The organism is Nocardia sp. NPDC055321 (assembly GCF_053645575.1).
Map to the genome: position 1 here is coordinate 1 of NZ_JBSHMS010000025.1, position 25,000 is coordinate 25,000.

General features: G+C 67.6%; 24 protein-coding genes. 11 read left to right on the top strand and 13 right to left on the bottom strand.

The features are described from left to right. Positions 1-834 precede the first annotated feature (834 nt). Both ACWIGI_RS31955 and ACWIGI_RS31960 read left to right on the top strand, forming a co-directional pair. A complete protein-coding gene (locus ACWIGI_RS31955; protein WP_454206629.1) occupies positions 835-1,029 on the top strand; it encodes a hypothetical protein in 195 nt (64 codons plus the stop codon). Positions 1,030-1,587: 558 nt separating this feature from the next. Beyond that, positions 1,588-3,480: a DNA/RNA helicase domain-containing protein gene (locus tag ACWIGI_RS31960; protein ID WP_454206631.1), complete on the top strand. Its 1,893-nt coding sequence runs from the start codon at positions 1,588-1,590 to the stop codon at positions 3,478-3,480. Between the two features lie 16 nt (positions 3,481-3,496). Here the strand turns inward: ACWIGI_RS31960 and ACWIGI_RS31965 are convergent, their stop codons facing one another. Next, positions 3,497-3,850 (bottom strand): nucleotide pyrophosphohydrolase, encoded by a 354-nt coding sequence (locus tag ACWIGI_RS31965; protein WP_454206633.1) that lies wholly within the window; start codon positions 3,848-3,850, stop codon positions 3,497-3,499. 425 nt (positions 3,851-4,275) lie between these two features. Between ACWIGI_RS31965 and ACWIGI_RS31970 the strand changes: the two genes are divergently transcribed. After that, the gene (locus ACWIGI_RS31970; RefSeq protein WP_454206635.1) at positions 4,276-6,228 is read left to right on the top strand and encodes a UvrD-helicase domain-containing protein; all 1,953 of its coding nucleotides are present in this window, start codon (positions 4,276-4,278) and stop codon (positions 6,226-6,228) included. A gap of 206 nt (positions 6,229-6,434) precedes the next feature. Here ACWIGI_RS31970 and ACWIGI_RS31975 read toward each other — a convergent pair whose 3' ends face one another. From ACWIGI_RS31975 to ACWIGI_RS31995, 5 genes are all read right to left on the bottom strand, one after another. Beyond that, positions 6,435-6,674 (bottom strand): hypothetical protein, encoded by a 240-nt coding sequence (locus tag ACWIGI_RS31975; protein WP_454206637.1) that lies wholly within the window; start codon positions 6,672-6,674, stop codon positions 6,435-6,437. Between the two features lie 193 nt (positions 6,675-6,867). Beyond that, the gene (locus ACWIGI_RS31980) at positions 6,868-7,464 is read right to left on the bottom strand and encodes a DUF4352 domain-containing protein (protein ID WP_454206639.1); all 597 of its coding nucleotides are present in this window, start codon (positions 7,462-7,464) and stop codon (positions 6,868-6,870) included. Positions 7,465-7,688: 224 nt separating this feature from the next. Continuing rightward, a complete protein-coding gene (locus ACWIGI_RS31985) occupies positions 7,689-7,985 on the bottom strand; it encodes a hypothetical protein (protein ID WP_454206641.1) in 297 nt (98 codons plus the stop codon). Positions 7,986-8,012: 27 nt separating this feature from the next. Continuing rightward, positions 8,013-8,330: a hypothetical protein gene (locus ACWIGI_RS31990; protein ID WP_454206643.1), complete on the bottom strand. Its 318-nt coding sequence runs from the start codon at positions 8,328-8,330 to the stop codon at positions 8,013-8,015. Positions 8,331-8,359: 29 nt separating this feature from the next. Then, positions 8,360-8,728 carry a DUF732 domain-containing protein gene (locus ACWIGI_RS31995; RefSeq protein ID WP_454206645.1) on the bottom strand — a complete coding sequence of 123 codons (369 nt, stop codon included), beginning with the start codon at positions 8,726-8,728 and terminating at the stop codon, positions 8,360-8,362. A gap of 254 nt (positions 8,729-8,982) precedes the next feature. Between ACWIGI_RS31995 and ACWIGI_RS32000 the strand changes: the two genes are divergently transcribed. From ACWIGI_RS32000 to ACWIGI_RS32020, 5 genes are all read left to right on the top strand, one after another. Next, complete coding sequence (locus ACWIGI_RS32000; RefSeq protein ID WP_454206647.1) at positions 8,983-10,965, top strand: N-6 DNA methylase; 1,983 nt, start codon at positions 8,983-8,985, stop codon at positions 10,963-10,965. 103 nt (positions 10,966-11,068) lie between these two features. Then, positions 11,069-12,193, top strand: a complete 1,125-nt coding sequence (locus ACWIGI_RS32005) for a hypothetical protein (RefSeq protein ID WP_454206649.1) — start codon at positions 11,069-11,071, stop codon at positions 12,191-12,193. A 21-nt stretch (positions 12,194-12,214) separates the two neighbouring features. After that, the gene (locus tag ACWIGI_RS32010) at positions 12,215-13,657 is read left to right on the top strand and encodes a protein kinase domain-containing protein (RefSeq protein ID WP_454206651.1); all 1,443 of its coding nucleotides are present in this window, start codon (positions 12,215-12,217) and stop codon (positions 13,655-13,657) included. A 361-nt stretch (positions 13,658-14,018) separates the two neighbouring features. Next, entirely contained in the window at positions 14,019-14,552 is a 534-nt protein-coding gene (locus ACWIGI_RS32015; protein ID WP_454206652.1) for a hypothetical protein, read from the top strand. A gap of 2 nt (positions 14,553-14,554) precedes the next feature. Continuing rightward, positions 14,555-15,565, top strand: coding sequence for an exonuclease domain-containing protein (locus ACWIGI_RS32020; RefSeq protein WP_454206654.1), 1,011 nt, complete (start codon positions 14,555-14,557; stop codon positions 15,563-15,565). Positions 15,566-15,660: 95 nt separating this feature from the next. Here ACWIGI_RS32020 and ACWIGI_RS32025 read toward each other — a convergent pair whose 3' ends face one another. Beyond that, complete coding sequence (locus tag ACWIGI_RS32025; protein WP_454206655.1) at positions 15,661-16,116, bottom strand: GNAT family N-acetyltransferase; 456 nt, start codon at positions 16,114-16,116, stop codon at positions 15,661-15,663. A gap of 298 nt (positions 16,117-16,414) precedes the next feature. Further along, complete coding sequence (locus ACWIGI_RS32030; RefSeq protein ID WP_454206657.1) at positions 16,415-16,702, bottom strand: hypothetical protein; 288 nt, start codon at positions 16,700-16,702, stop codon at positions 16,415-16,417. Positions 16,703-16,921: 219 nt separating this feature from the next. Between ACWIGI_RS32030 and gcvT the strand changes: the two genes are divergently transcribed. Continuing rightward, the gene (gene gcvT, locus ACWIGI_RS32035; protein WP_454206659.1) at positions 16,922-18,022 is read left to right on the top strand and encodes a glycine cleavage system aminomethyltransferase GcvT; all 1,101 of its coding nucleotides are present in this window, start codon (positions 16,922-16,924) and stop codon (positions 18,020-18,022) included. A gap of 278 nt (positions 18,023-18,300) precedes the next feature. Here gcvT and ACWIGI_RS32040 read toward each other — a convergent pair whose 3' ends face one another. Both ACWIGI_RS32040 and ACWIGI_RS32045 read right to left on the bottom strand, forming a co-directional pair. Then, on the bottom strand, positions 18,301-19,143 hold the full coding sequence (locus ACWIGI_RS32040) for a hypothetical protein (RefSeq protein WP_454206661.1): 843 nt from the start codon (positions 19,141-19,143) through the stop codon (positions 18,301-18,303). Between the two features lie 304 nt (positions 19,144-19,447). Then, positions 19,448-19,885, bottom strand: coding sequence for a MarR family winged helix-turn-helix transcriptional regulator (locus ACWIGI_RS32045; protein WP_454206662.1), 438 nt, complete (start codon positions 19,883-19,885; stop codon positions 19,448-19,450). Between the two features lie 29 nt (positions 19,886-19,914). Here ACWIGI_RS32045 and ACWIGI_RS32050 point away from each other — a divergent pair, with 29 nt between their 5' ends. Further along, positions 19,915-20,448, top strand: coding sequence for a cupin domain-containing protein (locus ACWIGI_RS32050; RefSeq protein ID WP_454206664.1), 534 nt, complete (start codon positions 19,915-19,917; stop codon positions 20,446-20,448). 126 nt (positions 20,449-20,574) lie between these two features. Further along, the gene (locus ACWIGI_RS32055) at positions 20,575-21,675 is read left to right on the top strand and encodes a branched-chain amino acid aminotransferase (RefSeq protein WP_454206666.1); all 1,101 of its coding nucleotides are present in this window, start codon (positions 20,575-20,577) and stop codon (positions 21,673-21,675) included. 330 nt (positions 21,676-22,005) lie between these two features. Here the strand turns inward: ACWIGI_RS32055 and ACWIGI_RS32060 are convergent, their stop codons facing one another. The 3 genes from ACWIGI_RS32060 to ACWIGI_RS32070 all read right to left on the bottom strand — a co-directional run bounded on the left by ACWIGI_RS32060 (position 22,006) and on the right by ACWIGI_RS32070 (position 24,859). Next, positions 22,006-22,719 carry an MBL fold metallo-hydrolase gene (locus ACWIGI_RS32060; RefSeq protein WP_454206668.1) on the bottom strand — a complete coding sequence of 238 codons (714 nt, stop codon included), beginning with the start codon at positions 22,717-22,719 and terminating at the stop codon, positions 22,006-22,008. A 74-nt stretch (positions 22,720-22,793) separates the two neighbouring features. Then, positions 22,794-23,762, bottom strand: coding sequence for a homoserine O-acetyltransferase/O-succinyltransferase family protein (locus ACWIGI_RS32065; protein ID WP_454206670.1), 969 nt, complete (start codon positions 23,760-23,762; stop codon positions 22,794-22,796). A gap of 125 nt (positions 23,763-23,887) precedes the next feature. Beyond that, the gene (locus tag ACWIGI_RS32070; RefSeq protein WP_454206672.1) at positions 23,888-24,859 is read right to left on the bottom strand and encodes a carbohydrate kinase family protein; all 972 of its coding nucleotides are present in this window, start codon (positions 24,857-24,859) and stop codon (positions 23,888-23,890) included. Positions 24,860-25,000: the final 141 nt, after the last annotated feature.

Here is a 25,000-nt window from a genome sequence, read left to right on the forward strand (position 1 = left end):
TGTTGTGTTTGAGACAGTGGCCGAGGGCTCATCCCCGCGCGTGCGGGGAGCATCAGAACAGTCGCGGCGCGTCGGGCGCTTGATAGGGCTCATCCCCGCGCGTGCGGGGAGCATACTTTTTGACCTGCACGTATTCTCGCCGATCGGCCGTTTTTCATTCACTTTTCTCTGACGATCGGATGCCATGGCTTGCACTACCTTTCGGAGACATCTTCACCGTACGTGACCCGGCACGTGGGGTTCGACCCGGACATGACGCTCGGTCGGTTCCCAGCGATGTGCGGCGGATTTCATGGAGGCCTGTGGCGCCATTCGGTCTACGCGACCCAGCGGGACCGACGAGCTCCGGTGGTGGGCCTTCCCATGCGCACTCTGCCGTCCTCATTGCGTCGGGGGATCATCGGTGCTGACCAACCAGATGCGGTGATCCCAACAGCGCGGTTCTGCCGTCGGGGTGGGGCTATTTGCGGGGTGTGGGGACGTAGCCGATGATCGTCGCTGTCTAGTCCGGGGTCCGGCAGATCTGCAGCGTTGCGGCTGGGACGGCGATCAGTGCACCGGACTGGCAGTAGTCACCGTGCTTTTCGACGGAACTCGCGACAATGGCGCGCGCTATGTCGCCGAGCAGCTCTTCCGAAAGGACCAGCCGACACTCGCTACCGTCGTTGAGGTCGACACGCGGCAGATTGCTCGGTATCCCAGGCCGTGGTTCCCAGATTCCCGCTCAGCGGGCACCCGGACTCCGGGCCGCGAGATTCCCAAGGCGTCGTCTCCATGGTGCTGCACGGCAGACCGCTGATCGACACTGTCTAGGACAAGGACCGGAATCCTCCTGTGCACCAACTTCTCTACCGGAACGCGCGAATCGGCCCGGAGTTCGCCCGCATGGACGAGCCGTCGACGGTACTTGCTCAGGACTCGCGTGTAGTCGCGATCGTCTGCGAACTCGGTGCGCAGCGTGCCGGTGAACCCACCGATTCGGTCGGTGGTCTGCTCTGCGACCGGGCCTCGGTGATGACCATCGATTGATCGGTTGCGTGCGGGAACACCCGGCCAGCATCTCGACGGTACGTGGACGAGGTCGGTGATGTGCTCATACCTGCGTGTGGAGAAGACCTTCGTGAACTTGTGTTCGCCGGTCAGGTTGTTTCAGTTACCGCCTATGCGTTAGGCGGTCCGTAGTCGCAGTAGGAAAGCCGCGAATGAAAGTGAATGAAAACCGGCCTACGTGTGATAAGACGTGCTGGTCAGGAAGTATCCTCCCCGCACGCGCGGGGATGAGCCCTCGAAGTTCTTCGAGCCGACCTTGATGATTCCATGCTCCCCGCACGCGCGGGGATGAGCCCTCTCCCCCTGGACATTGAGCGAGCCATGGAGGTTCCCTCGTGTCCGCGCCAGCGAACACAGCTGCTGTATAAGTCGATTCGCTGGCGTTTGGCTCGCGACTACACCAGCGCCCCAACCGTTGCCGACCCTGTCCCCACTCTTCGCTAATCTGATCTGCGCGGCCCGCCGGGCACCGAAGGCCACTTCGTAGCTGCCTCCACCCGCACGTCGATTTCGCGCGCCCAGGTGGGGGAAGGCAACGTGGCTCTGATTCGTGGAAGTGCTCGGTATCTGCTGGCGGAAGCGCAGGCCGGGCGACTGCATCAGCTGATGAGCGAGCAGGCTCGGCATCAGTGGGAGCATCAGGTGGGGGCCGGTGAGGTGCAATCCTGGTTGCGCAGTCTGCCGCCGTTGCTGAACGAACTCGTCGAGTCCGGTCTGGGTGATGTGGAGGTGTTGCTCGAGCACAAGCTCCCGCACAGTCCCAAGCGGGTCGATGCCATCCTGTGCGGAGTTCATCCACGCACGAGTGAGGTCAGCTATGTGCTCGTGGAGTTGAAGCAGTGGTCGAAGGCGGAACTGCTTGCCGCCGATGTGGTTTCGATTGCCGCCTATTCGAACCCGGTGTTGCATCCGGTGGCACAGGTCCGCGGGTACTGCCAATATTTGGTCGATTCGACGCCGGCGCTGGCCGAACTTCCGGCGCAGTCCGTCCATGGCATCGCCTATCTGCACAATGCGACGTCGGCCGATATTCCATCGCTCATGAAGTACCGGCCCGACCGCTTCGGGCGCATGTTCACCGAAGATCTCAAGTCCGAGATGGTCGAACACTTGCGGTCGACGCTCGATGTCAGCGGCGGACGCGATCAGGCGCGCGAAGCCGCCGACAGGTTTCTGCGCTTCACTCATGGACCGAGCAAGCCGCTGTTGCGATTGGCGGCCAAAGAGATTCAGGATCGCGAGCAATTCGTTCTGCTGGATGAGCAACGGGTGGCCTATCAACTCGTGGAGCAGGCAGTCGTGACTGCTCGCGCGCAACGGACCCAGACCGTCGTGGTTGTCATCGGCGGACCAGGGTCGGGCAAGAGCGTGATCGCGCTCAGCCTGCTGGGCGAACTGTCCCGGCAGGGACGGAAGGTTCACCACGCCACCGGTTCCAGCGCGTTCACCAATACGATGCGCAAGGTCGCGGGCAGCCGAAATACGCGTGTGCAGACGATGTTCAAGTACTTCAACAACTACGTCGGCGCCGAACCACGGGAACTCGACGTGCTGATCTGCGATGAGGCTCATCGTGTCCGCGAGAACAGCGTGAACCGCTGGACCGGGAAGGAGAAGCGTGCATTGGCCCGGCGTCAGATCGAGGAATTGATCGATGTGGCGTGGGTGCCGGTATTCCTGCTCGATGAGAACCAGATCGTGCGTCCGGGGGAGATGGGCTCGCTCGGGGAGATCAACGCGGCCGCGGTCGCCGCCGGGTGCAGGATCGATGTGGTTCGCCTAGACGGTCAATTCCGCTGTGGTGGTTCGGATACCTTCGACGAGTGGGTGCGCCGGCTCCTCGGATTGGACCCGCTGCCGCCGATCAGCTGGAGCCGATTGAGTTCCGGGACCGACGACGAATTCCGCGTGACAACCGCCGCGACGCCGGCTGCATTGGAAGCTTGGATCCTGAGTGAGCGTGAACAGCACGGCGGCACAGCACGATTGGCTGCCGGATACTGCTGGCGCTGGAGTGATCCTGTGGATACACCTGACGGTAAGCGTCTTGTCGACGATGTATCGATCGATGACTGGAAGCGCCCCTGGAATGCCAAACCGGGCAAGAAAGTGCCCGACGCGCCCGAATCCTACTACTGGGCGTTCGATGACCGAGGTTTCGGCCAGGTCGGTTGTATCTACACTGCGCAGGGGTTCGAGTACGACTGGTCCGGGGTCATTTTCGGCCCGGACTTCGTTCGGCGTGGGGACAGTTGGGTGTCTCGCCGGGAGTACTCCCACGACCCGGCCGTCAAGAAGGCCGAGGACGCGCATTTCGGCGCCCTCATCCGCAATACCTACAAAGTGCTGTTGACACGGGGTATGGCGGGCACCTGCGTGTACTCGACCGACCCCGAAACCCAAGCATTCTTGGAGAAGATGACCGGGTAGCTGCTTCCTGGCTCGGCTACCCGAGCTCGGAGTACTTCGCTGCTCGTCCCCGCGAAAGTTCGACGGGGTACCGCTCCGCGTTCACCCGCAGCTTCTCCTGAACCGCAGCTCCGAGGTCGATGTCCAGCACCTCCGCGAGCCGTAGGAGGTAGATCAGGACGTCCGCCATCTCATGTTCGACCTTGACCCGGTCCTGCTCCCGGTCGCACAGAGCCTGGCTCTCATCGGGGGTCAGCCACTGGAACAGTTCGGTCAACTCGCCGACCTCACCGGACAGGGCCATGACCAGGTTCTTCGGGGTGTGGAAGCGTTCCCAATCCCGTTGACGGGAGAACTCGGTCACCAGATCCTGCAGCTCGTCGATGGTCATGAGAGCTGTCTACCAGGTGTTGCGGACCGAAGTGCCGTCCGTGGCAAGAGGCCGGCACTCTTGCTGTTCGCCTGAGCGGCCCCCGTGCTCACCCGATCATCCCAGCCAATCCGAGACACTGCGAGCACCCGGCGTGCCTCAGTAGGGCGGTCAATGCGAGCAGCGCTGCGCCGAATCGCCATCTGCACAAGCGATTTGGCGTGCACGATCGGCTATTGCGACCATCCTCGAATCCGAGTCGCGCGTACGGTGCCCACGGCCGGATTCTGCTCGTTTGCGGGTAGCAAGCCGACTGGTTGGAACTTGTGACTCGCAGCGTCGTTGCGTCACGCTCATATGACGCCGCTCGAATCGGGCGGATGTCGCCGCGACGACGGGGGTGCGTGATGTCACGGTCAGCGAGCAACGATCGGGAGATTCGGCGGGTGCAGGCCGCAGGTGTATTGGCTGCGATCGGTCCGATGGGGACACGGCAGCGGAATGTCCTGTCGGGGCTGCTGGCAGACGGGCGGCGTGGGTGGCATTTGCTCGTACGCGACGGAGGAAACGGTGCCCAGGAATACGCCGACGCCTTTCTGATCGGGCCCGGAGGCGTCTTCGCCCTCGTATTCGGCGACGCGATTCCATCCGATCCCATCGTCCAGAAGCTCCGGGTCCACGCCGAGCAGCACTTCGCTGACCTTCCGCTCGGTCAACGCGGCAACGTATTCGTCTCGGAGACGATCGAACTCGTTCTGGTCATCGCACCGCGCGCAAGAATTCATTCGGACGGTCGATACCGGGTCGTGAGCGAAATCGACTATCGGACACTGCTCGACAGCGGGAACCGTGTGGATCGCGGGCTGGCGGGCAGAATCGCCGAGGCGGTGGCGGCACGGGGAGGCGGATACTCGCTGGTGTCGCTGAGCCTTCGAAACGGGCGGGGCGATCCTTCCGAACCTCTCGGCCTCGGCCTGTTGGATCCGAGTGATGTACTCACCGCCGAGCGGGCGCGGGCGCTGGAGAAGCCGTTCCCGGAATGGATGACATTTCTGGATCCCGAGCAGCGGGTCCTCGTCGCGAGGCACTACAACGGACCCGCCCGTATCGCTGGGCCGGCGGGGACCGGCAAGACCGTGGTCGCTCTCCATCGGATGGCGTACCGCGCCCGGCGAAGCACCGGAAGGTTGCTGTTCACGACATTCGTGCGGAATCTGCCACCATGCCAGCAGCGTGCGTTCGGGCAACTGGTGCCGGGCGCCGAGCATCGCGCCGAGTTCAAGAGCCTGCATTCGTGGGCGGGAGACCTTCTCGAATCCCGCGGCAGGGAAGCGGAAATGGACCTCAAGAGGGCCGACAACGCGTTCAATCTCGCGTGGTCCCGGGTGGGCAGCCGGGGACCACTGGCGGATATCGAGCGCGACAATCGCTACTGGCGTGAGGAAATCGACCGGCTGATCAAGGGACGGGGAATCACTGAATTCGACGAGTACGCAAAGCTGGTTCGACGCGGACGGAACGGCACCCTTCGCCAGCCCGCGCGAAAAGCGGTGTGGGAGCTGTACGAACAGTACGAGAAGCTGCGTGCGGAGTCGGGATTTCTCGACGCCAACGACCTGATCCGGCTCGCGCTCGACGAGTTGCGACAACGACCCTTGGACGAGCCATACGAGATGGTGGTCGTGGACGAGGTGCAGGACATGACGGTCATGGGATTGCGCCTCGCACATGCGATCGCCGGGGACGCTCCGAACGCGCTGCTGTTGGTTGGCGATGGCCAACAACGGGTCTATGCCGGTGGCTGGCGGCTCTCCGACGCCGGGATATCCATCGTCGGGCGTGGTGAGCTGCTTCGCGTCAACTACCGCAACTGCGAGGCCGTCCTCGCGCTCGCCGCATCTCTCGAAGGCAAGGACGGCATCGAGGACCTCGACGGAGCCGCCGGGATCGCGCTGAGCGGATCCGAGGGAGCCCTGGGTGGCGGTACGGCCGAAACCTGGAGCGGCAGTGCGAAGGATGTGGAGGCGCAGGTGCTTTCACGGCTGCGAAAGCTCGACTCCGAGGGATTTCCGCTGTCCACGATCGCGCTGATCACCAGAACTAATCGCGAGGCCGACAGATTCCGGGTGGCGTTGCGCCGCTGGGATATCGCGTTCAGAAATCTCGAAGACTACGACGCTTCCGACGAGGACATGATCAAGGTCGGAACGGTGTACCGGGCCAAAGGCTTGGACTTCCGTGCCGTCGTTCATCCGTACTTCGTGAAGTCGGCACCGGACAGCGAACCCGGCAAGGAATCGGATTCCGCCCGCGACCGCGCGGAGCTCGCGACCAATCAGCGATTCGTGGCCATCACCAGAGGTCGGGAGTATGTCTGGTTGGGGATCGTGTCTGGGTAGCGAGCCGCACCGATCATCCAGCTGGGGTGCACATCACCGCGGTACTTGAGGCGTCGATCCCAGTCCGAATGCGCCTCGACCGGTGAGTCGATGGTCGTGGTATTCGAAAGCCGAGTGGGCCCCAACATCAGAGACCACTCGGCGGGAGATCGAGACAACGAGTCAATCGGGCGTTAGGTCAGACATCGCGCCGGGCAGCCGGCGGATCAGCACCCCGTCGGAATGTTGCACTGCCCCGGCAGGTCCTGCCCGCCGATGAAGGAGAGCCCGTCCGCGACCGACTGCAGGGCGGCGCTTACCGGGTTCAGGGGTGCGGTGGCCTTGGTCTCGATCGTGGTGGAACTCATCTGGGAATCCAGGGGCACGGGGGTGGCGGCGGCCTGGCCGGCTGCCACGGCGGTGCCGAGGCCGGTGGCGACAACGGCTGCGATCATCGTCTTCTTCATGCGGGCGGTTCTCCATCGCTTGTCGGGTGATTGCCGGCGCCGAGGAGGGTTGGTTCTCCGGGCCCGGCGCCGCCACGAGTCTTCCTTTCCGACTGCTGCGCGACCATCGTGCGAACAGATGAATCCGGCGAGCTTGTGACGCCGAAAAGCCCGGCCGGGGACCGACTTCGGTCGGGTCCGGCCGGACCGGGTGCTACTTGATCGCCACCCGTACCCCACCCGAGAACGCCGAGTCGTGGAACTCGACCGCCGCCGGAACCGTCCCCTTCGGGACGTCGAAGGCCAACACCGCGGAGATCTTGTTGCCGGGGTTGATCTCGGTCACCAGGTCCTGGATCACGTTGTAGGCGGCCGCCGTGTCGTGGGAGTAGAGGCGGCCCTGGTCGTCCACCAGCTTCTGGTTGTCACCGAAGTAGGTCTGGGGCTGGTCGGCGGTGTTGGTGATGTCCACGTAGACCAGGACGTACTCGCCCTGGGCGTCCTTCTTCAAGTACTCGTTGGTGCCCACCGTCGCGACCGGGGGATCGACCTTCGTCACCTGGAACGCGAACTTGCCGTCGCGGACCTCCGTGCCGAGGGGCTCGGCTACCGTGCGCTTCTCCTCCTGTTTCGCGACTTCGTTTGCGGCGCTGCCGATCAGGAGGGTGCAGCCGCCGAACAGGACCAGGATGCAGAGGAAGAAGCCGCCGAGGACCCAGGGCCAGACGCGGCGCTTCTTCGGGGGCTGGGGGTAGTGGGGAGCGGGGGGCTGGGTGGGCCAGGGCTGCTGGGGGTGCTGAGGGTTGGTCATTGCTGCTCCTGAGGGCATGTGGAATCGAGGCTTTGGCGGCGTGCCGAAGACCGAATGCGTTGGGGTGATGAGAGATTGGCGTGCAGAGGGAACAAGCCAGAGAATTCGGGACTTACCGTGCGCGGCTCCCCGCCGGCCGCGCCGAGGTTTCGATCGGGAGAGCGGCATGGGAGGCGTTCCCGAGCCGCGGTGCCGGGCAGAGCCGGCACCGCGAATGGTTACCGCTACGACAGGCCGCTGAAGCTGCCCGTCACCGCGAGACGCGCGATGTGCAACGGGATCTCGGAATTCGGGACGATCGTCAGCTTGTAGAGGTTGTCGCCGACCTCGTCGCAGAGCACGACCTCCTGGCCGGCCTGGTACGGGGTGTTCATCTTGTCGATGTTGCAGGCGCGTTCGGCGCCGTAGCCGGAGTAGGTGCGGACGTGGGTCTCGGCGGCGGCGGTGCCCGCGTTTGCGGTGGCCAGGGCGCCGAGGGCGGCGCAGGCGGCGAGGGTGAAGGTGGCGGTGCGGTTGGGCATGATTCCTCTTGACTGGTGGTGGGTCGGTTACTCGTGGGTCCAGGTGCAGCCGTTGACCTCGATGACGTCGCCGTCGTTCAGGCGGACATACGAAGCGCCCGTGTAGGACTCGATGTCGATCAGTTCGGAGGTCTTGGCGCCCTTGTAGGGGAGCCAGGTGATGAAGCAGACGCCGTAGTCGTCGTCGGTGGGGCCTGCGGTGGAGTACGTGCCGGGCTGTACGTCCTGGCCGACGATCTGCATGCCCTCGTGGAGGGTGGAGGCGGGTGCGGCGCCGGCGACGCCGGCCGCGGTGAGGGTGGCCAGGGTGGCGGCGGTCAGGGCGGTGATCAGCTTGCGGTGCATGGGATTTCGGTTCCTTCGAAAGGGTGGGATCAGATCTGGTACTGCGGGCAATAGGCGTCGATGGCGGCGTTCAGGAAGGTGTAGGGGTACTGCACCGCGCCGCGCGAGCTCTCGGCCAGGGTGATGTGGTTGCGGGCGGAGTTGCCGTTCGTGTCGAGCCAGCGGCACTGCGACAGGGCCAGTCGGATGGCGCTGTCCTGAACGGTGCAGCTCTTCTTGGTCTGGCCGGCGTCGCGCAGGAACTGGCGGTCGGCCGAGGTGCGGGCGGCGCAGCCGGAGCCGGACGAGCCGCTGCCGCTGCCGGATCCGGTGTCGGGGGCCGCGAACGCGGTGGGTGCGGCGGCGGTGAGAGCGGCGGCGGTCGCGCCGATGGCGATGAGGGTGGGCAGGGTGCGCATGGTTTTCCTTGGCTTTGGGTGTAAGGGATCGCCGCGGGTGGCAAAGGCTGACCGCGGTGTGTGACCAGGTCCCGGCGAGGCGCCGGTGCACGCGGCGAGACCTGTGCGAGTCGCTCCCGAGTTGTGGGCGATCCGGCCGCTGCGGCGTTGATGTAAAACGTAGAGCATGGTGAAAACATTCGCAACACGAATCTGGAGATTGATTTTTGCTTAGGCATCGCGCAGGGTGGGGGAACGTACACGAGAGGAGTGGAATGTCGAAGCCCGTGTCGAAGGTCAATGCCGCGGAGATCTCGCGGCTCACCGGGGTCACGCGCGCCACGGTCAGTAACTGGCGGCGCCGGCACGCCGACTTCCCGAAACCCACGGCCGGGAGTACCGAGACCCGGCCCACCTTCGACCTGGATGAAGTGCGGGAATGGCTGGTGGCGCACGGGGTGGAGGCAACGGACTCGCCCGCCACCGAGTTGCGCACGCTCGTGCGGGCGCGGACCTCGCCGGAGTTGGCCGCGCGGCTGATCGCGTCGCTCCGGCGGTCGGACGCGGGCTGGGACTCGCGGGAGATGGGGGCCGAGGACGCCGAACTGAGCGCGCTCGCGGCGGATGTTTTCGGGCGGTCTGTCGCGGCCGGGGAAACGCGGGCCGCACTCGACGCACTGGCCGATCGGGCGCTGGAAGGTACACAGGCGACGGGTGTGTACATAACCCCGGAAGCCGTGGCCGGGCTGATGGTCGAGCTGCTGCGGTCGGCGGATGTACACAGCGTGCTCGACCCCGCGTGCGGCAGCGGTTCACTGCTGATCGCCGCCGCGCGAGCGGGCGCGACCCGGCTGTACGGGCAGGACGTGTTGGCGGTGCAGGCCGAGCGCACGCGGTTGCTGTTGGAGGCCGATACCGGGCTCGAGCCCGTAGTTCACGGTGGCGACAGTCTCACCGCCGACGCCTTTGCTGAACTGCGCGTCGACGCCGTGCTGTCCAATCCGCCCTATGGGCAACGAGATTGGGGCTCGGACGCACTCGCCTTCGATCCCCGCTGGGACTACGGTCCGCCGCCGCGCAACGAATCGGAGCTGGCCTGGGTGCAGCACGCGATCGCGCACCTGAACCCGGGTGGCACCGCGATTCTGTTGTTGCCGCCCTCCGTCGCCACCCGGCCCTCGGGGCGCAAGATTCGCGCGAATCTGGTGCGGTCCGGGGCATTACGCGCCGTCATCGGGCTGGCTCCGGGAGCGGCGCAGCCGTGGCACGTGGGGCTGCAGCTGTGGATACTGCGCCCGCAGCAGGCGGCCGACTCCATGCTGTTCGTCGACACCACCGGCCTGACCGTGCGGATCGACGGGGAGGAGCGCATCGACTGGGAGGGTGTTACCGAGGCCGCGGTCGGCGCCTGGCGCGAATTCGACGGTGCGACACCGGATGACGCGGTCGTCTCCGGGCGCACGGCGGTCGTGCGGCTCGTGGACGTGCTCGACGAAGAGGTCGATCTCACCCCGGCGCGGTACGTGCGGTCGGCGCTGGATTCGGGGACGGTCGCCGACGAGGTCGACGACGCGATCCGGCAGCTCACCCGGGCCACGACGGAACTGACCTCCATCACCCGGCTGCTGGCGGGATGGACCGAATCCGAGAGCAAGACGTGGCGGTTCGTGACCATCAACGATCTGTCCAAAAGCGCTCAGGTGGAATGGATCAGGAGTGATCCGCCGAGTTCGGAGCGGGTGGAGGCCGACGCGGATCGGCGCGTTCTGACCGCGCCGGATGTGGCGACCGGCAGTCCGGCATCCGGCACGCTGAGCACCGCGGCGCCGGCGGTCCTGAATCCGGTCGAGGCCGGTGACGTGTTGATTCCCGCTGTGCGCAGCGATCGTTCGGGAGGGCGCAGTGCCCGGGTCGCCGAGGCCGACGACGCGGGGGCCGTGCGGGGGCCGCACGTGCACACGCTGCGGGTCGATCCGGCGCGGTTCGATCCCTGGTTTCTCGCCGGGTTCCTGACCGGGGCCGAGAATGTCTCCGCGACAAGGACATCCACCATCCGATTCGATCCCACCCGGCTGAAGATCCCGGTGCTGTCGCTGGCCGAGCAGCAGCGGTACGGTGCGCTCTTCCGGCGGCTGTTCCTGTTGCGCACCGCCGCCCGGCGGGCCGGGTATGCCGCCGAACACGTCGCGGAACTGGTGACAACGGGACTCACCGCGGGCGCATTGATCCCCGAGGACGAGCCCGCGGGCGGTCGGTGATGGCGGACTGTTGTTCGGGTCCGTTGTTTTCGGCGGCGCTGCTACCGTTTACGCGGACCACGGGGCGGGTGTACGCGGTGATCAGAGGGGGAGACGGTCGGCTGTGACGGGGGATATCGCCGTGTATCCGGACTACCGCGCGCTCGCGGAACGCGAATTCGACGCTCTCGTCTACGATCCCGGCCACTTCGGGCGGGCGGGGGAGCGGCGGTGGGCGACCGGTGACGGTGCGCGGGCGTGGGCGCGGGATTGCCTCGGGCATGCCGCGCCGGGCAGCCTCGTGGCCGTGGCCATGCCCAACCGGCTCGCCTTCGCCGCGGAGGCGCGCACGCTGCGAAATGTACTGCTGCGCGGCGGCGTGCTGCGAGCGATCCTGGCCGGCATCCCGGATTCTCCGGATCTGTGGCTGCTGCGGCAGTCCGAGACACAACCTGCCCACGTGCTGCTGGTGAACGCGGCCGGTGAACCCTCCTACGCCCTGCGGGCGTGGCGGGCCTTCGAGGAGGATCCCATGCACCCCGACGCGCTGCCCCACACCGAGCGTGTGGTGGAACTGCTCGACGGCGAGATCGACCTGACCCCGCGCGGACTGGGCGATCCGCAGGACGGGTATCCGGTGCTGCGGGACGAGCTGGTCCAGCAGCGGGCCGGGGAGCCGCCCGTGCTGGAGCTCGAATCGAGTGCCGGCGGAACGATTTCGCTCGAGGAGCTGTCCGAGGCCGGGACCGTCACGGTGTTCCAGGCGCCGCCTACCGTGGGCTCGGACGGTGGGGATACCCCGATGCTGTCGGTGAAGGACGTTCGGCTCGGCCGCGCGCCGTCGCGGTGGGGGAATCCGGAAACCCCGGGGGCGGTGGTGATTCGGGCCGGTGACGTCGCCGTCGCGGTCGGTAGTGCAGCGGCCGTGCGGGTTTGCGCGGACGACGGGGCGCTGCTCGGGGCCGGGATTCACCTCGTGCGGACCAATGCCGCCGTGGTCGACCCGCGGTTTCTCGCGGGGGTGCTGCGCGCGGCGGTCGAGGCGGCCGAGGGACCGATCGACCTGTATCAGGTGCCGGTGCCGCGGATCTCGCCCGCCGAGCAGCGGCGGTTCGGTGCGGCGTTCGAGGAGCTGAGCGCCTTCGAGGCGGCGTGGCAGCGGCGGCGGGTGACCGTCGAAGCGCTGGTGCGGGCCGGATTCCAGGGGCTGGCGCAGGGGCGGCTGCGGCCGGCGGTCGCGGCCGAGTAGTTTGACATCTCTCGTGAACTCATGGAGGTAGGGGCGGTGCAACCGCAGCTCATCGGCGGCCGGTACGAGCTGATCAAACAGATCGGCGCGGGCGGCATGGGGCAGGTCTTCGACGGCTTCGACCACAACCTGAAGCGCCGGATCGCCGTGAAGTTCACCCACCCGAACCTCGACCAGGACCCGGATTGGGCCAAGCGGTTCTTCCGCGAGGCGGAATTGATGGCGGCGCTGCGGCATCCGGGATTGCCCGCGATCCACGACGTGGGCACAGCGCCGGGGCCGCCCGAACGGCCGTATCTGGTCATGGAATACGTCGAAGGGGTCACCTTCGAGGAGCTGCTGGACCGGCACGGGGCGCTGCCGATCGGCGTGGTCGCCGCACTGGGGGCGCAGGCGGCGGCCGTGCTGGCCGCGACCCATCGCAACCGGATCTATCACCGGGATCTCAAACCGTCGAATCTCATGCTGTGCGACGACGGTACGGTCAAGGTGCTGGATTTCGGGCTCGCGGTCGCGCCGGATTCCAACCGGACGCGGTACACGCGCACGGGGCATACGCTCGGCACGCCCGCGTTCATGGCGCCCGAGCAGGTCGAGGGCAAAGCTGTCGTGCCGCAGACGGATCTGTACTCGCTGGGGCTGGTGCTGCACGAGCTGCTCACGGGCTCTCGGGTCATGACAGGCAGCAACGAATATCTGGTGTGGCAGAACCAGGTTCACCTGGTGCCGCCGGATATCCGGCAGGATCTGCCCGGGACGCCCGGGGACCTGGCCCGGTTGCTCACCAGCATGCTCGCCAAGACGCCCGAGCAGCGGCCCGATGACGCCGCGAGTGTGCACGCGGGGTTGCTACGCCACGCGTCCGGGGTGAGCCACCTACCCGAGGTGCACGACACGCACAGTCCGGCACAGATGTACGCGCTCGCGGTGGGGGCCGCGACCTCGACGCGCACCGCGCAGACAGTGGTCGCGCCGACCCGGGTGCTGCCGAAACCCGTTGTCGCCGAGCCGCTGTCGAACGGAGGGGACTTCAGCCGGGGCGATCTGCGGCGGGCGATGCGGCGTGCTCGTGATTTCGCCGACGACTCTCGCTATGATCCCGCGATCCACGAGCTCAAGACCGTCGTGGAAAAGGCTGTGCCGCTGTTGGGATCGCGAGATGCCGATGTGGTGGAAGCGCGACTTCGCTTGGCGGATATCCGATTCGAGAGCTCGGACTACTCCAGGGCGGCGGATCTCTACCGGACGTTGATCGACGATTTGACCGCCGAGCGGGGGCCTTACGACGATCACGTCATGTACTGCCAGCGCCAGTTGGCCACTTGCCACGTGTATCTGGGAGATGTGCGTGCCGCGCTGACCCGGCTCAAGCGGCTGCACAGTCAGATGTCCGTCCGCTACGGGGAGCAGGACAAGCGGGTTATCGAGTTGGCGGGCCAGATCAGTCTGATCAAGACCGCGTGATCTGAGCGGAGTTGAGCTCGGTGATCGGTGATCGAGCCACGACTCTAGTTCGTGACACTTTGGATAAAACGGTTGGGCTGGAACTCGTTCGGCACCAGGCGTTCGGGCCTGGCGATTGCCGCCATGATCCTCGAACGATTCCTGGCCGCTGAGCAGCCGCCGTCAGACACTGCGCCAGACCCGAATGGCTGACCCCGCTGCGTCGGCGACTGTTCGGCGTATCCTGTGCGGCCAGGTCCGCGCTGTTTAGTCGCTCGTTGCCATCGCATTCGAGCTGCGGACGAATGCGAAAGTCGTTGGTATGTCGGACCCATGCTCTACGGTGGCCGGTGCAGACTATCCGCGGCGAATTCGGAGCGTCATGAGCAGTGTGGGCCAGAGTGTGTTGTCACTCGTGGTGGTGCTTTCCCAGGTGGGAGTCCGGTCGGTTGTTTGGCATGTGAACGTTGGTCGGGGGATGGGGCTTTCGCGGCTGGCGGGGGCGTGGGTCATCGACGCGGGGGACGGGGAAAACCTGGAGCGGTTGACCGGTGGGTACCGGCAGCTGTGGTGTGGTGCGGGGGAGGCGGGGCCGGGAGAGATTGTTGATCTCGAGGCCACGGTCGCTGCAGCGGAGGCGGAGGTCGAGGCGGTGGACGGGATGTTCACTCGGCATCAGGAAGCATTGGCGGGGAAGCTGATTCGGCCGGTGTGGCCGGAGATGGCGCACCCGACGGCGATTCGGGGGCCGGGGTTCGACGTCGATCCGGACGTGCGGCCGGTGCTGACTATGGCTTGGGGACTGGCGGGGCTCGCGGACGCCTGGGCGGAGTTCGAGTCGTTGCGGATCGCGCGGCCGTTTCTGGTCGAGCAGGGTGGGCGGACGCCTCGGGCGTTGCCGGTGCGGGTGCGGTGAGGATGGGGGGACTGTCGTTCGCGGCCATCGACGTGGAGACGGCCAACTCGGCCCGGGGGAGTATCTGTGCCGTCGGTGTTTCCGTGGTGCGGGACGGGCGGCGGGTCGATACCCGGTCGTGGTTGTGCCGACCGCCGCGAGCCGTCGACTTCTTCAATCACCACAACATTCGGGTGCACGGCATAACGGCCGACATGGTCGCGGACCTGCCGGGATTCGCGCAGCGGTGGCCCGAGGTCGCCGCGATGGTGGATGGGTTGCCGCTGGTCGCGCACAACGCGAGTTTCGACAGCGGGGCGTTGAGCGAGGCGTGCAGTCGCAGCGGGATCGACATGCCCGCATGGGAATTCAGCTGCAGTCTGGCGATGGCGCGGCGGCACCTGGATCTGGAGAGCTACCGGTTGCCGGATGTGGCCGCGGCGCTGGATATTGGGGTGTTCACCCACCACGAGGCCGGGGCCGACGCGATGGCCGCGGCGGATATCGTGCTGGCGCTGGCGGCCCGGATCGGAACCGACTCGCTGAACGTGCTCGAGACCACCGGCGTCGAGCGGCCCTATCGGAGCAGGCGTGCGGCTCGGCCGGTCGATCTGGACGCGCCGGCCGGCGGGCGTTCGGAGCCGTACCACCGGCGCTCCTTCTACGATCGCCCGCAGCTCGTGATGCCCGAGGTGACCGGAACCGACCCCGCACACCCGCTGCACGGGCGCGTGGTGGTCTTCACCGGCGAGCTGGCGTCGATGACCCGCCAACAGGCTTGGGACGCAATAGCTCTGCACGGCGCGACGCCCGCCAAGAACGTCACCCGCCGCACGACGGCGTTGGTCATCGGCGACAGGTTCACCGGCGACGACCCGTCCGCCTTCTCTACGACCAAGGCGGCACGGGTCGCCGAGCTGCGCTCACGGGGTCAGCACATCGAGGTTATCGATGAGAGCCGGCTCCGGGCTTACCTGCACGAGAGCGCGCCCGAGAGGCGGCCGGAACAGGTGCGGGTGTCCACGGCGCCGTAGCGGCGGGGACCTGCCAGGCCGAAGCCTGGGCAGCGATCGCCGCCCAGGCTTCGGCGTATTCGGCGGTTCGGGCCGCTGGTCACGGCATAGTGGGTTCAGTCCGAGTAGAGCGACATGCACACCATGTCGGTCTCGAAGCCGAGCTCCGCCCAGAACCGGTGATCATCGTGCGCGTCGGTGCAGGCGAGCCGCCGGATCGTGCCGGCGCCCTGTGCACGCAGCCACAACACGGCCGCCTCGGCGAGCGCCCGGCCCGCACCGCTCCCGCGTTCCTCGGGAACGACGTACAGCGATTCGATCTCCCCGAGGATTCCGGGCAGCAGCCCGTCCCCGATGGCCGTGCGGCCGTTCACGAATCCGACGATGCGGCCGTCGGCAACCGCCACGAGGCAGAACGCGTCGCGATGCCACGCGGACACGTCGAGCATGCGGGACAGGTTGGCCCTGCCGTCGCCGGTGAGCGGCCCGCCGTCGATGGCCTCACGGCCCTGCCGATCCCACAGCTCGCAGACCGCCGCGCCTTCGCCGTCGTGAATTCTCCTGATCTCCATGACTGTCCTTCCGTTCCGTTCAACCGATGGGTCGGGGCGGAAGGTGCGGGCGGTGCCCGCGGCCACGGAGCGTTGCGATGTCTCTAGCGTCAACCTGGCATGGCGTCACAGTAGCCGCGCGGCGATGGTGCGCGCCAACGGATTTGCCGGTGTGGTGTCCGCCCTACGATTCGTGATCAGCGCGGGATCTCAGGGGGTCGTGCGACTCATGGTGTGGGGCAGAGCTCAATTCGGTTTAACACGGTCAGGATGACAATGCGTGTGGGATCGGAAGGAGTTCCAGGGCGCGGAGGGTACGTCATTCGCGATCCACGCTGGCCAGTTGCGTTGCCCGGTGTTCGTCGGTGACGACGTAGCTGTCCCTCGCGCCGCGAGTGAGGGTCTCCAGGGCGTCGAAATGGTAGGCGACCTCTGGATACGACTCGTAGACAACGGTTCCGAGGTCGTGGAGTGCGGGTTCGGAGAGGGAGCCGGGCAGTTCGCTTTCCGGGTCGGCGATGCCTGCGCGGGGAACCGTCTCGATCTCGCGGGAGGTCGTCAGCCATGCCTTTCGCGGGCGGTGCGGCAGATCGACGTCCACACACATCAGGCGGTCCTTTCTCCGGGCGTGCTCGCGGATGCCGCCTCGTCGTGGCTGCCCGCTAACTTCTGGCAGGACCTACCCTGGGGAGCTGCGGCGATAGGCTGCCGTCATGTTCATCGACGCTGGTGGGATGGATTCGGTTCCGGGTGCGGTGGGGGCCGTCGGGGCCGTGGCGAATTGCCCGCATCGGCGGGGCTCGGGGTGGGGGATAAGCTTCCTCGGGTGACCGACGAGAAGCTTTTGCAGGGGCCGATCCATGCCGTCCACGTCGAGCTGGGCGCCACCTTCGCGCCGTTCGGGGGGTGGGAGATGCCGGTGTCGTACGCGGGGACGGTGGGGGAGCACACCGCCGTCCGGACCGCCGTGGGGGTGTTCGACGTCAGCCATCTGGGGAAGGCCACGGTCAAGGGGGCGGGGGCGGCGGCGTTCGTCAACTCGGCGCTGACCAACGACCTCGGGCGGATTCGGCCGGGCAAGGCGCAGTACACGCTGTGCTGCACCGCCGAGGGCGGGGTCATCGACGACCTCATCGCCTACTACGTCAGTGATGACGAGATCTTCCTCGTGCCCAACGCCGCCAACACCGCGGCCGTGGTCGCGGAGCTGGTGAAGGTCGCGCCGGAGGGGATCAGCGTCACCGACGAGCATCGGTCGTACGCGGTGTTCGCGGTCCAGGGGCCCAAGTCGGCGGAAGTGCTGACCAAGCTCGGGCTGCCCACCGACATGGAGTACATGGCGTACGAGGACGCCGAATGGGACGGGCGGCCGGTGCGGGTGTGCCGCACCGGATACACCGGCGAGCACGGGTACGAGCTGCTGCCGAAGTGGGACGACGCGGACGCGGTGTTCCGGGCGATCGTGGCCGAGGTCGAGGCCGCCGGTGGGCAGGCCGCCGGGCTGGGCGCGCGCGACACGCTGCGCACCGAGATGGGGTACCCGCTGCACGGACATGAACTGTCCCTGGAGATTTCGCCGCTGCAGGCGCGGACCGGGTGGGCCGTCGGCTGGAAGAAGGACGACTTCTGGGGCAAAGAGGCGCTGGTTCGGGAGAAGGCCGACGGGCCGCGGCGACTGCTGCTCGGGCTGAAGGCGATCAACCGGGGCGTGCTGCGGCAGGGGCAGAGCGTGTTCCAGGGGGATACGCAGGTTGGTGAAACCACCTCGGGGACTTTCTCTCCCACGCTGAAGGTGGGAATCGCGCTGGCGCTCATCGACACCGCGTCGGGGATCGAGCCGGGCGCCCAGGTCGAGGTGGACGTGCGGGGGCGGCGGATCAAGTGCGAGGTCGTCAAGCCGCCGTTCGTGGAGCCGCATACCGCGTGAGGGTGGTCCGCGTTTTCGTGCACTGATGCGCTGAATTTGGCGGTTTCCCGCCGATGCGGTGCGGATTGTGCACGAAAATGCGGACTCTGGTCCCGGCACCCCGGCACCCCGGCACCCCGGCACCCCGGCACCCCGGCAATCCTGTAACTCGGTAGCCCCTCAGCCTCGGGCTGACGAGGTGGTGCCGGGTCGCCCTCGTGCGAACGAGATGGTGGCGGGTTTGCCAACGCGGCTGCGCATCATCGGCCGAAGACGTGCCGGGAGGTCGAACCCGCCGCTCAACACCAGGTTCCGACGACCTCGAAGTCCTTCTTGCATTCGTCCCGGCCCAACCCCGCCGGCCGCACGCTCGTGTACATCTGCCGCATCGCCTCCTCGGTCGGCGCGCCGGCGAAGTCCTGGTCCGAGAAGACGATCATCAGGATGGTCTGGCCGTTCCCGTCCGGAATCGCGACCACGTGCAGCACCGCCGTCGGCGGACGCGCGCAGTCGATCGTGCCCTGATTGACGATCGACGCGGTGACGTGAAAACCGTTGCGGCCCTGGACGGTAATCGGCTCTTCGGTGTAGGTGGTCGGCGTGCTCCAGCCGCCCATGCCGGACTCCTCGAGGGCGACCTTCGTCCACTTCGGGGCCGCCTCGCGGGCCGCGGCCGCGGGGTCGCTCTGCGCGGATCCCGCGATCCCGGCGCTGGCCTGGGTGTCGTAGCCGCCGCACGCCCCCTCCCCGAACGTGGCGAGGCCGCGCATGTAGAGGGTGTACTCCTTGCCCTCGAAGCCGCCGACCCAGCCGGGCCCCAGGGACGCCCAGTCCGGCGGGACGTCGTAGAGCGCGTTGCGGGTGACGGCGAAGGCGGTCTTCCAGCCCGGCGTCAGCGCCGGGAAACGCTGCGGGGCTTCTTCGCGCTTCTTGGGAGCCGGTTCGGTCGTCGCCGTCGTGCTCGTGGGTTGGAAGCCGAGATGGTCTGCGGGGATGGGCTTTCCGGCGATGCGGTCCGGTCCCTGGAACGCGATGATCAGCACCGCCGCGAGCGCCGCCGCCACGGGGAGCGCGAGAAACCACAGGCCGGATGGGCGCGCGGGCACGGACGCCCGCGTGGGCATGGGAGGTCGTGGCGGCATCCGCCCAGCCTATCGGCGTGAGCGGATCACCCCTGCCGGCTGTGTGTGCGGGATGCTGATCCCAAGCCCAAGCCCAAGCCCAAGCCCAAGCCCAAGCCCAAGCCCAAGCCCAAGCCCAAGCCTCGGCCCGCAAGTCCAGTCCCGAGCCGCAGCCCTAGTTTCGGCCGCTGCCCCAGTTCCGGCCGCAGCCCCAGCCCCAGCCCGGGTAGCGCAGCCTCTGCACTCGAGCCTGGGTTCCGGAATGATCTCCGGGCATAGCCACTCGGGGCCGGAGTTGGGCGACGGCGTCGGAAGCCGCAGGTGCTCAGAGGTTCTCGTGTCCGCGAAGCGCGCCCAGGGAGCGGGCGAGCAGCGACCGGAGGTCCGCCAGGCCCTCCTCGCCGAGGTCGGCGCTCAGGTGTCGCTCGATCGCTGCGATCCGCTGGCCCGCGAGAGCCAGTGCGGCGCGGCCGGACTCGGTGGCGACCACCACGCGGGCGCGGCGGTCGGCCGGATCGACGGTGCGTTCGACGTAGCCGCAGCGTTCCAGGTGGGTGACCAGCTCGCCCATGGACTGCTGGGTCATGCCCGCGGACTCGGCGAGGGCGGTCACGCGTGAGCCCTCGGGGGACAGGTGGCGGAAGACCGCGTAGTGGGCGGGGCGCAGGCTCTCGTCCAGCTCCGCGCGGAGATCGCGGTTCAGGTCCTGTTCGAAAGCCTGGGTCAGTTGGGTCAGGAGCTTGAGCATGGTGGGTGTTGACACAATAGGAAGGTTACCTTTATATATTGAACATGGACAACCAGACCCTCACCTTTCGCAACGGGCACGCCGTGACCTTCGTCGAGGAGGGAGCGGACGACCGGGGCCCGTTCCTGCGGCTCGAACACCGGCTGCCCACACCGGGGCGGCAGGCGGGGCCGCACTGGCACCCGGTGCTGGCCGAGCGCTGGACCGTGCGATCGGGCCGGTTGCGGTTCCGGATCGACGGGGTGGAACAGCATGTGGGCGAGGGTGATTCGCTCGCGGCCGGCGCCGGGACGGTGCACGAGTTCTGGAGCGAGACGCCGGGCGTGGTCATCGACCACGAGATCCGGCCGCCGCTACGGCACTGGGAGATGTTCCGGCTGTGGCAGGCGCTCGACGCGGCGGGGCGCACCACGCGCTCGGGCGTGCCGCGCAATCCGCTGGCCCTGGCCCTGCTGTGGGAGTACCAGGACGGGTATCTGGCCGGGATCCCGGCGAGCGTGCAGCGGGTGGTGCTGGGCGGGCTCGCGCGGGCGGCGCGCCGACTCGGCTACGAGCGCAGGTGGCTGCCGAGCCGATGATCGTCCGCGTGGGCGGCATTCCGCCCGGTCGGGATCACCTGCCGCGTCCGCGAGATCCGGCAAACGAGACACGGCGCGGGTGGACCGGCTCCCCGTTCCGGACGGCGGCGATTTAGACTCCACGTCATGACAGTTGCCGCGCCGTTCACCCGCATCTCGCATCCCGCCCCGACACCGGCGGAGCGACGGCAGGAGATTCTCGCGGCCCCCGGATTCGGGCGGTTCTTCACCGACCACATGGTCTCCCTCGACTACCGCGACGGTGAGTGGACCAACGGCAAGGTCGAGCCCTACGGGCCGCTGTCGATGGACCCGGCGACCATGGTGTTCCACTACGGTCAGGCCATCTTCGAAGGACTCAAGGCGTACCGGCAGGCCGACGGCAGCATCGCGACCTTCCGGGTCGACGCCAACGCCGCGCGCTTCCAGCGGTCCGCGGCGCGCATGGCGATGGCCGAGCTGCCGACGGAGCTGTTCATCGAGTCGGTCCGCCAGCTGCTCGAGGTCGACGCCGACTGGGTGCCGCCGGCCGGTGGCGAGGAATCGCTGTACCTGCGGCCGTTCATGTTCGCGACCGAGGCCGGGCTGGGCGTCAAGCCCGCGTCCGCGTACAAGTACCTGCTCCTCGGCTCGCCCGCCGGCGCCTACTTCCCGCGCGGCGTGAAGCCGGTGCGAGTGTGGCTCTCGACCGAATTCGTGCGCGCGGCTCCCGGCGGCACCGGCGAGGCGAAGGTCGCGGGCAACTACGCGTCCTCGCTGCTGGCGCAGAAGCAGGCCACCGAACAGGGCTGCGACCAGGTCGTGTGGCTCGACGCGGTCGAGCGCAAGAACGTCGAGGAGATGGGTACCAACAACCTGTTCTTCGTCTACGGCACCGGCTCCGAGGCCCGCCTGGTCACCCCGTCGCTGTCCGGTTCGCTGCTGCCCGGCATCACCCGCGACTCGCTGCTGACCCTGGCCGCCGACGCCGGCTACCCGGTCGAGGAGCGCACGATCTCCATCGACGAATGGCGCAAGGGCGCGGAGTCCGGCGAGATCTCCGAGGTCTTCGCCTGCGGCACCGCCGCGGTCATCACCCCGGTCGGCTGGGTCAAGGACGCCGACGGCGAGTTCACCATCGGCGGCGGCGAGCCGGGCGAGGTGACGATGGCCCTGCGCGACACCCTCACCGGGATTCAGCGCGGCACGTTCGCCGACGCCCACGGCTGGATGCGCACCCTGGCCTGATCGGCCGCAAGCTCGAACCGTGCCCGCCCCGAATATGTTCGGGGCGGGCACGGTGCTTTCGCGTCGGGGGCGAGGACCATCCCGGCCGGTAATGCGCTCGTGTGGAACAGGATTCGGTGTCGATGACCCACGGCGCCGCGCGACTGCCCGCCCGCTTCCGGCGCTCGATGCGCCGAGGCGCCCGATGGCCTCGGGTGACGACTCCGCCGCTGTCCCGTATCGCGCCTCGGCTGTCCATGGTCGCCGCCCCGTTGTGCCGACCCTGTTCCCCGAATGTCGAAACGCGCCCGCATCGACAGTATTCGGTGCGAGCGCGTTCGGCCGGGCGTATCAGCTGGGCATGAACATCTGCCACTGTTCCAGGGTCTGGGGGCGCATCACGTAGTTCTTCTCGCGGATGTGGGACAGGCTCGCGCTGGGCTCCTCGGAGTACCAGTGGCCGGGGTACACCACCGGGTTGCCGGGGAGGTCGGCGAGGTTGCGGAGGCTGTGGAACATCGCCTCGGAATCGCCGCCGGGGAAGTCGGTGCGGCCGCAGCCGTCCACGAACAGGGTGTCGCCGGCGATCAGGCGGTCCTCGAACAGGAAGCACTGGCTGCCGGGGGTGTGGCCGGGGGTGTGCAGGAGCTCGATGTCGAAGGCGCCGACCGAGACCTTGTCGCCGTGGGCGTGGCCGGTCAGGGCGCTGGGGGCGATGCCGGTCACGTTCGCGACCCAGGGGAGTTCCTCGGCGTTGACGTGCACGGGGACGTCGACGTTCTCGAGGAGTTCCTTCACGCCGTTGAGGGTGAAGCCCATCATCGTGCCGCCCACGTGGTCGGGATGGTGGTGGGTGGCGAGCACGCCGCTCAGGCGCATCCCGTCCTCCTCGGCGATGGCGACCAGGTCGGCCGCGGCGTAGGCCGGGTCGACCACCACGCACTCGCCGGTGTCGCGGTCGCCGATCAGGTACGCGAAATTGCGCATCTGGGTGGCGATGGGATCACCGACCGCCCAGTCGCGTCCGGCCAGCAGCTGACGAAAGTACAAACGGTCGGAACCCATGCCCGACAGCCTATTGCCCCGGATCGGCGATGGCGCATTCGGACCGCACAGCCACGCGAGCGGGTCGCGGCCCGCTACGCGGACAGCAGTTCCCGTTCGGCGCGGGCTTCCTCGATCGAGCGGAGCCAGTTGGCGAAGAACAGGCGGGAATGGGCGGACCAGTCCCGGGCGACCCCGGTCCCGTCCATGGGCAGCGGGAAGTTCTCCAGCAGCGCCGGATCACGCTGGGCGCGAACGAGTTCGGCGTGGTCCAGCAGCTCCGCGTAGACCTCGTCGGGGAAGTAGCCGAGCGGGACGTCCGGGAACGGCAGGGCCAGGTTCGCGAGCCAGCGGCGCAGATCGCGGCGGTACTCGCGGGCCATGGTGTCGTGGAAGTACTCGGGGTGACCCTGGAGGAAGACGTGGCGCAGACCGTCGGGGGAGCAGGCCAGCTGCCACTGGGCCGCCTCGGAATCGAGCAGGATCGGCACCGCGGCCGCGCGCAGATCCGCGGAGGTCATGACGTTCCAGCGGGAGTGCGGGACGGGCACCGAGCCGGTCAGGCCCGCGGTCAGGCGCTCGATGCCGTTGCCGGCCAGGCCGATCGGGGTGATGTCGTCGGCGTCCGAACCCAGGTCGGGGTAGACGGTGTGCGCGAAGACCCCGTGCTGTCTGCGGGGCAGGCGGTGTCTGTCCACCCCGTGCAGCAGATGCAGTGCGGCGTGGGCGGATTGGCAGGAGAACAGCAGCGAGGTCGCCTCCGCGCACTCGGCGAGCAGGCGGGCGACGACCGCGGTGCACGGTTCGGCGGCGATGGGGGCGGCGCTCGGTTCACTGCCGCTGATGATGAGGGCGTCCATCTCGGCCATCCCGGCCCAGTCGGCGAGGTCGGCGGACTCCCGCGGGTCTATGCCGAAAACCGTTGTTTCGAAACGGTTCTCGTTCGGCACCCCGGTGGGGTCGAGCTGGGCGGTCGCTCCCGCGACCGCGTCGAGGAACACCCGTCGCGTCATGCTGTCGGGCGACATCGAGAGCAGATCGACGACGCCGATCCGTACCACCATCATCAGGTCCTTCGATGAGTGCTGAAAGGGGGAAAGAGCTATGTGACCGGGGTGCGGGTCCGGCGCAAGAAGAACCGCACGCCGATCACATGATCAGCGTGCGGTATGAAAAAGTCCGGCAGGTGTCAGCGAAGAATCGCTTCGATGTCGGAAGCGGCCTCGGGGCCGTACGCCTCACGCAGGCGCTTCAGTGCGACATCCTTGTCCAGGGTCCACTCCTGGGTGCCGACGGTTTCCAGGATCAGCACCGCGATGAGCGAGCCGAGCTGGGCCGAGCGCTCCAGGGACAGACCCGCGGAGTGGCCGGTGAGGAAGCCCGCGCGGAAGCCGTCGCCGACGCCGGTCGGATCGACCTTGGCGTTGTCCGGGACCACGTCCACGTGCAGTTCGGTGCCGTCGCGGTCGACGATCTTGGCGCCCTTCGAGCCCAGGGTGGTGACCCGAATGCCCACGCGCTCACCGACTTCGGCCTCGGACAGGCCGGTCTTGGACAGCAGCAGGCCCCACTCGTACTCGTTGGTGAACAGGTACGCCGCGCCGTCGATGAGCGAAAGCGCCTGCTCGCCGTCGAGGCGGGCCAGCTGCTGGGAGGGGTCGGCGGCGAACGGGATTCCGGCCGCGCGGCTCTGCTCGGTGTGCCGGACCATGGCGTCGGGATCGTTCGCGCCGACCAGAACCAACTCGAGCTCGCGGCCCGCGGCCAGGTCGCCGATCGCGATCTCGCGGGCCTCACTCATGGCGCCCGGGTAGAAGGAGGCGATCTGCGCCATGGATTCGTCGGTGGTGCAGACGAATCGGGCGGTGTGCGCCTCGGTCGAGATGCGCACGGCCGAGCAGTCGACGCCGTTGGACTCGAGCCACTGCCGGTACTCGGCGAAGTCGGGGCCGACCGCGCCGACCAGCAGCGGGGTCCGGCCGAGCAGGCCCATGGCGTAGGCGATGTTGCCGGCGACGCCGCCGCGGCGGATCACCAGATCATCGACGAGGAAGCTGAGCGACACGTGCTGGAGCTGATCGGCGAGCAGCACATCGGAGAACTTCCCCGGGAAACGCATGAGGTGATCGGTGGCGATCGAGGCGGACACGGCGATGGTCACGGGCGTCAATCCTTCAGGTGACATGCGCTGCGCACACCTGGGTGCGGGACGCGAGCCGGCGGTGGGAGGGTGCGGAACGTGCTGTACGTCACGGCCGCACTTCGAAAATACACTGGGTCGAGCACACGACAGCGCGGAACA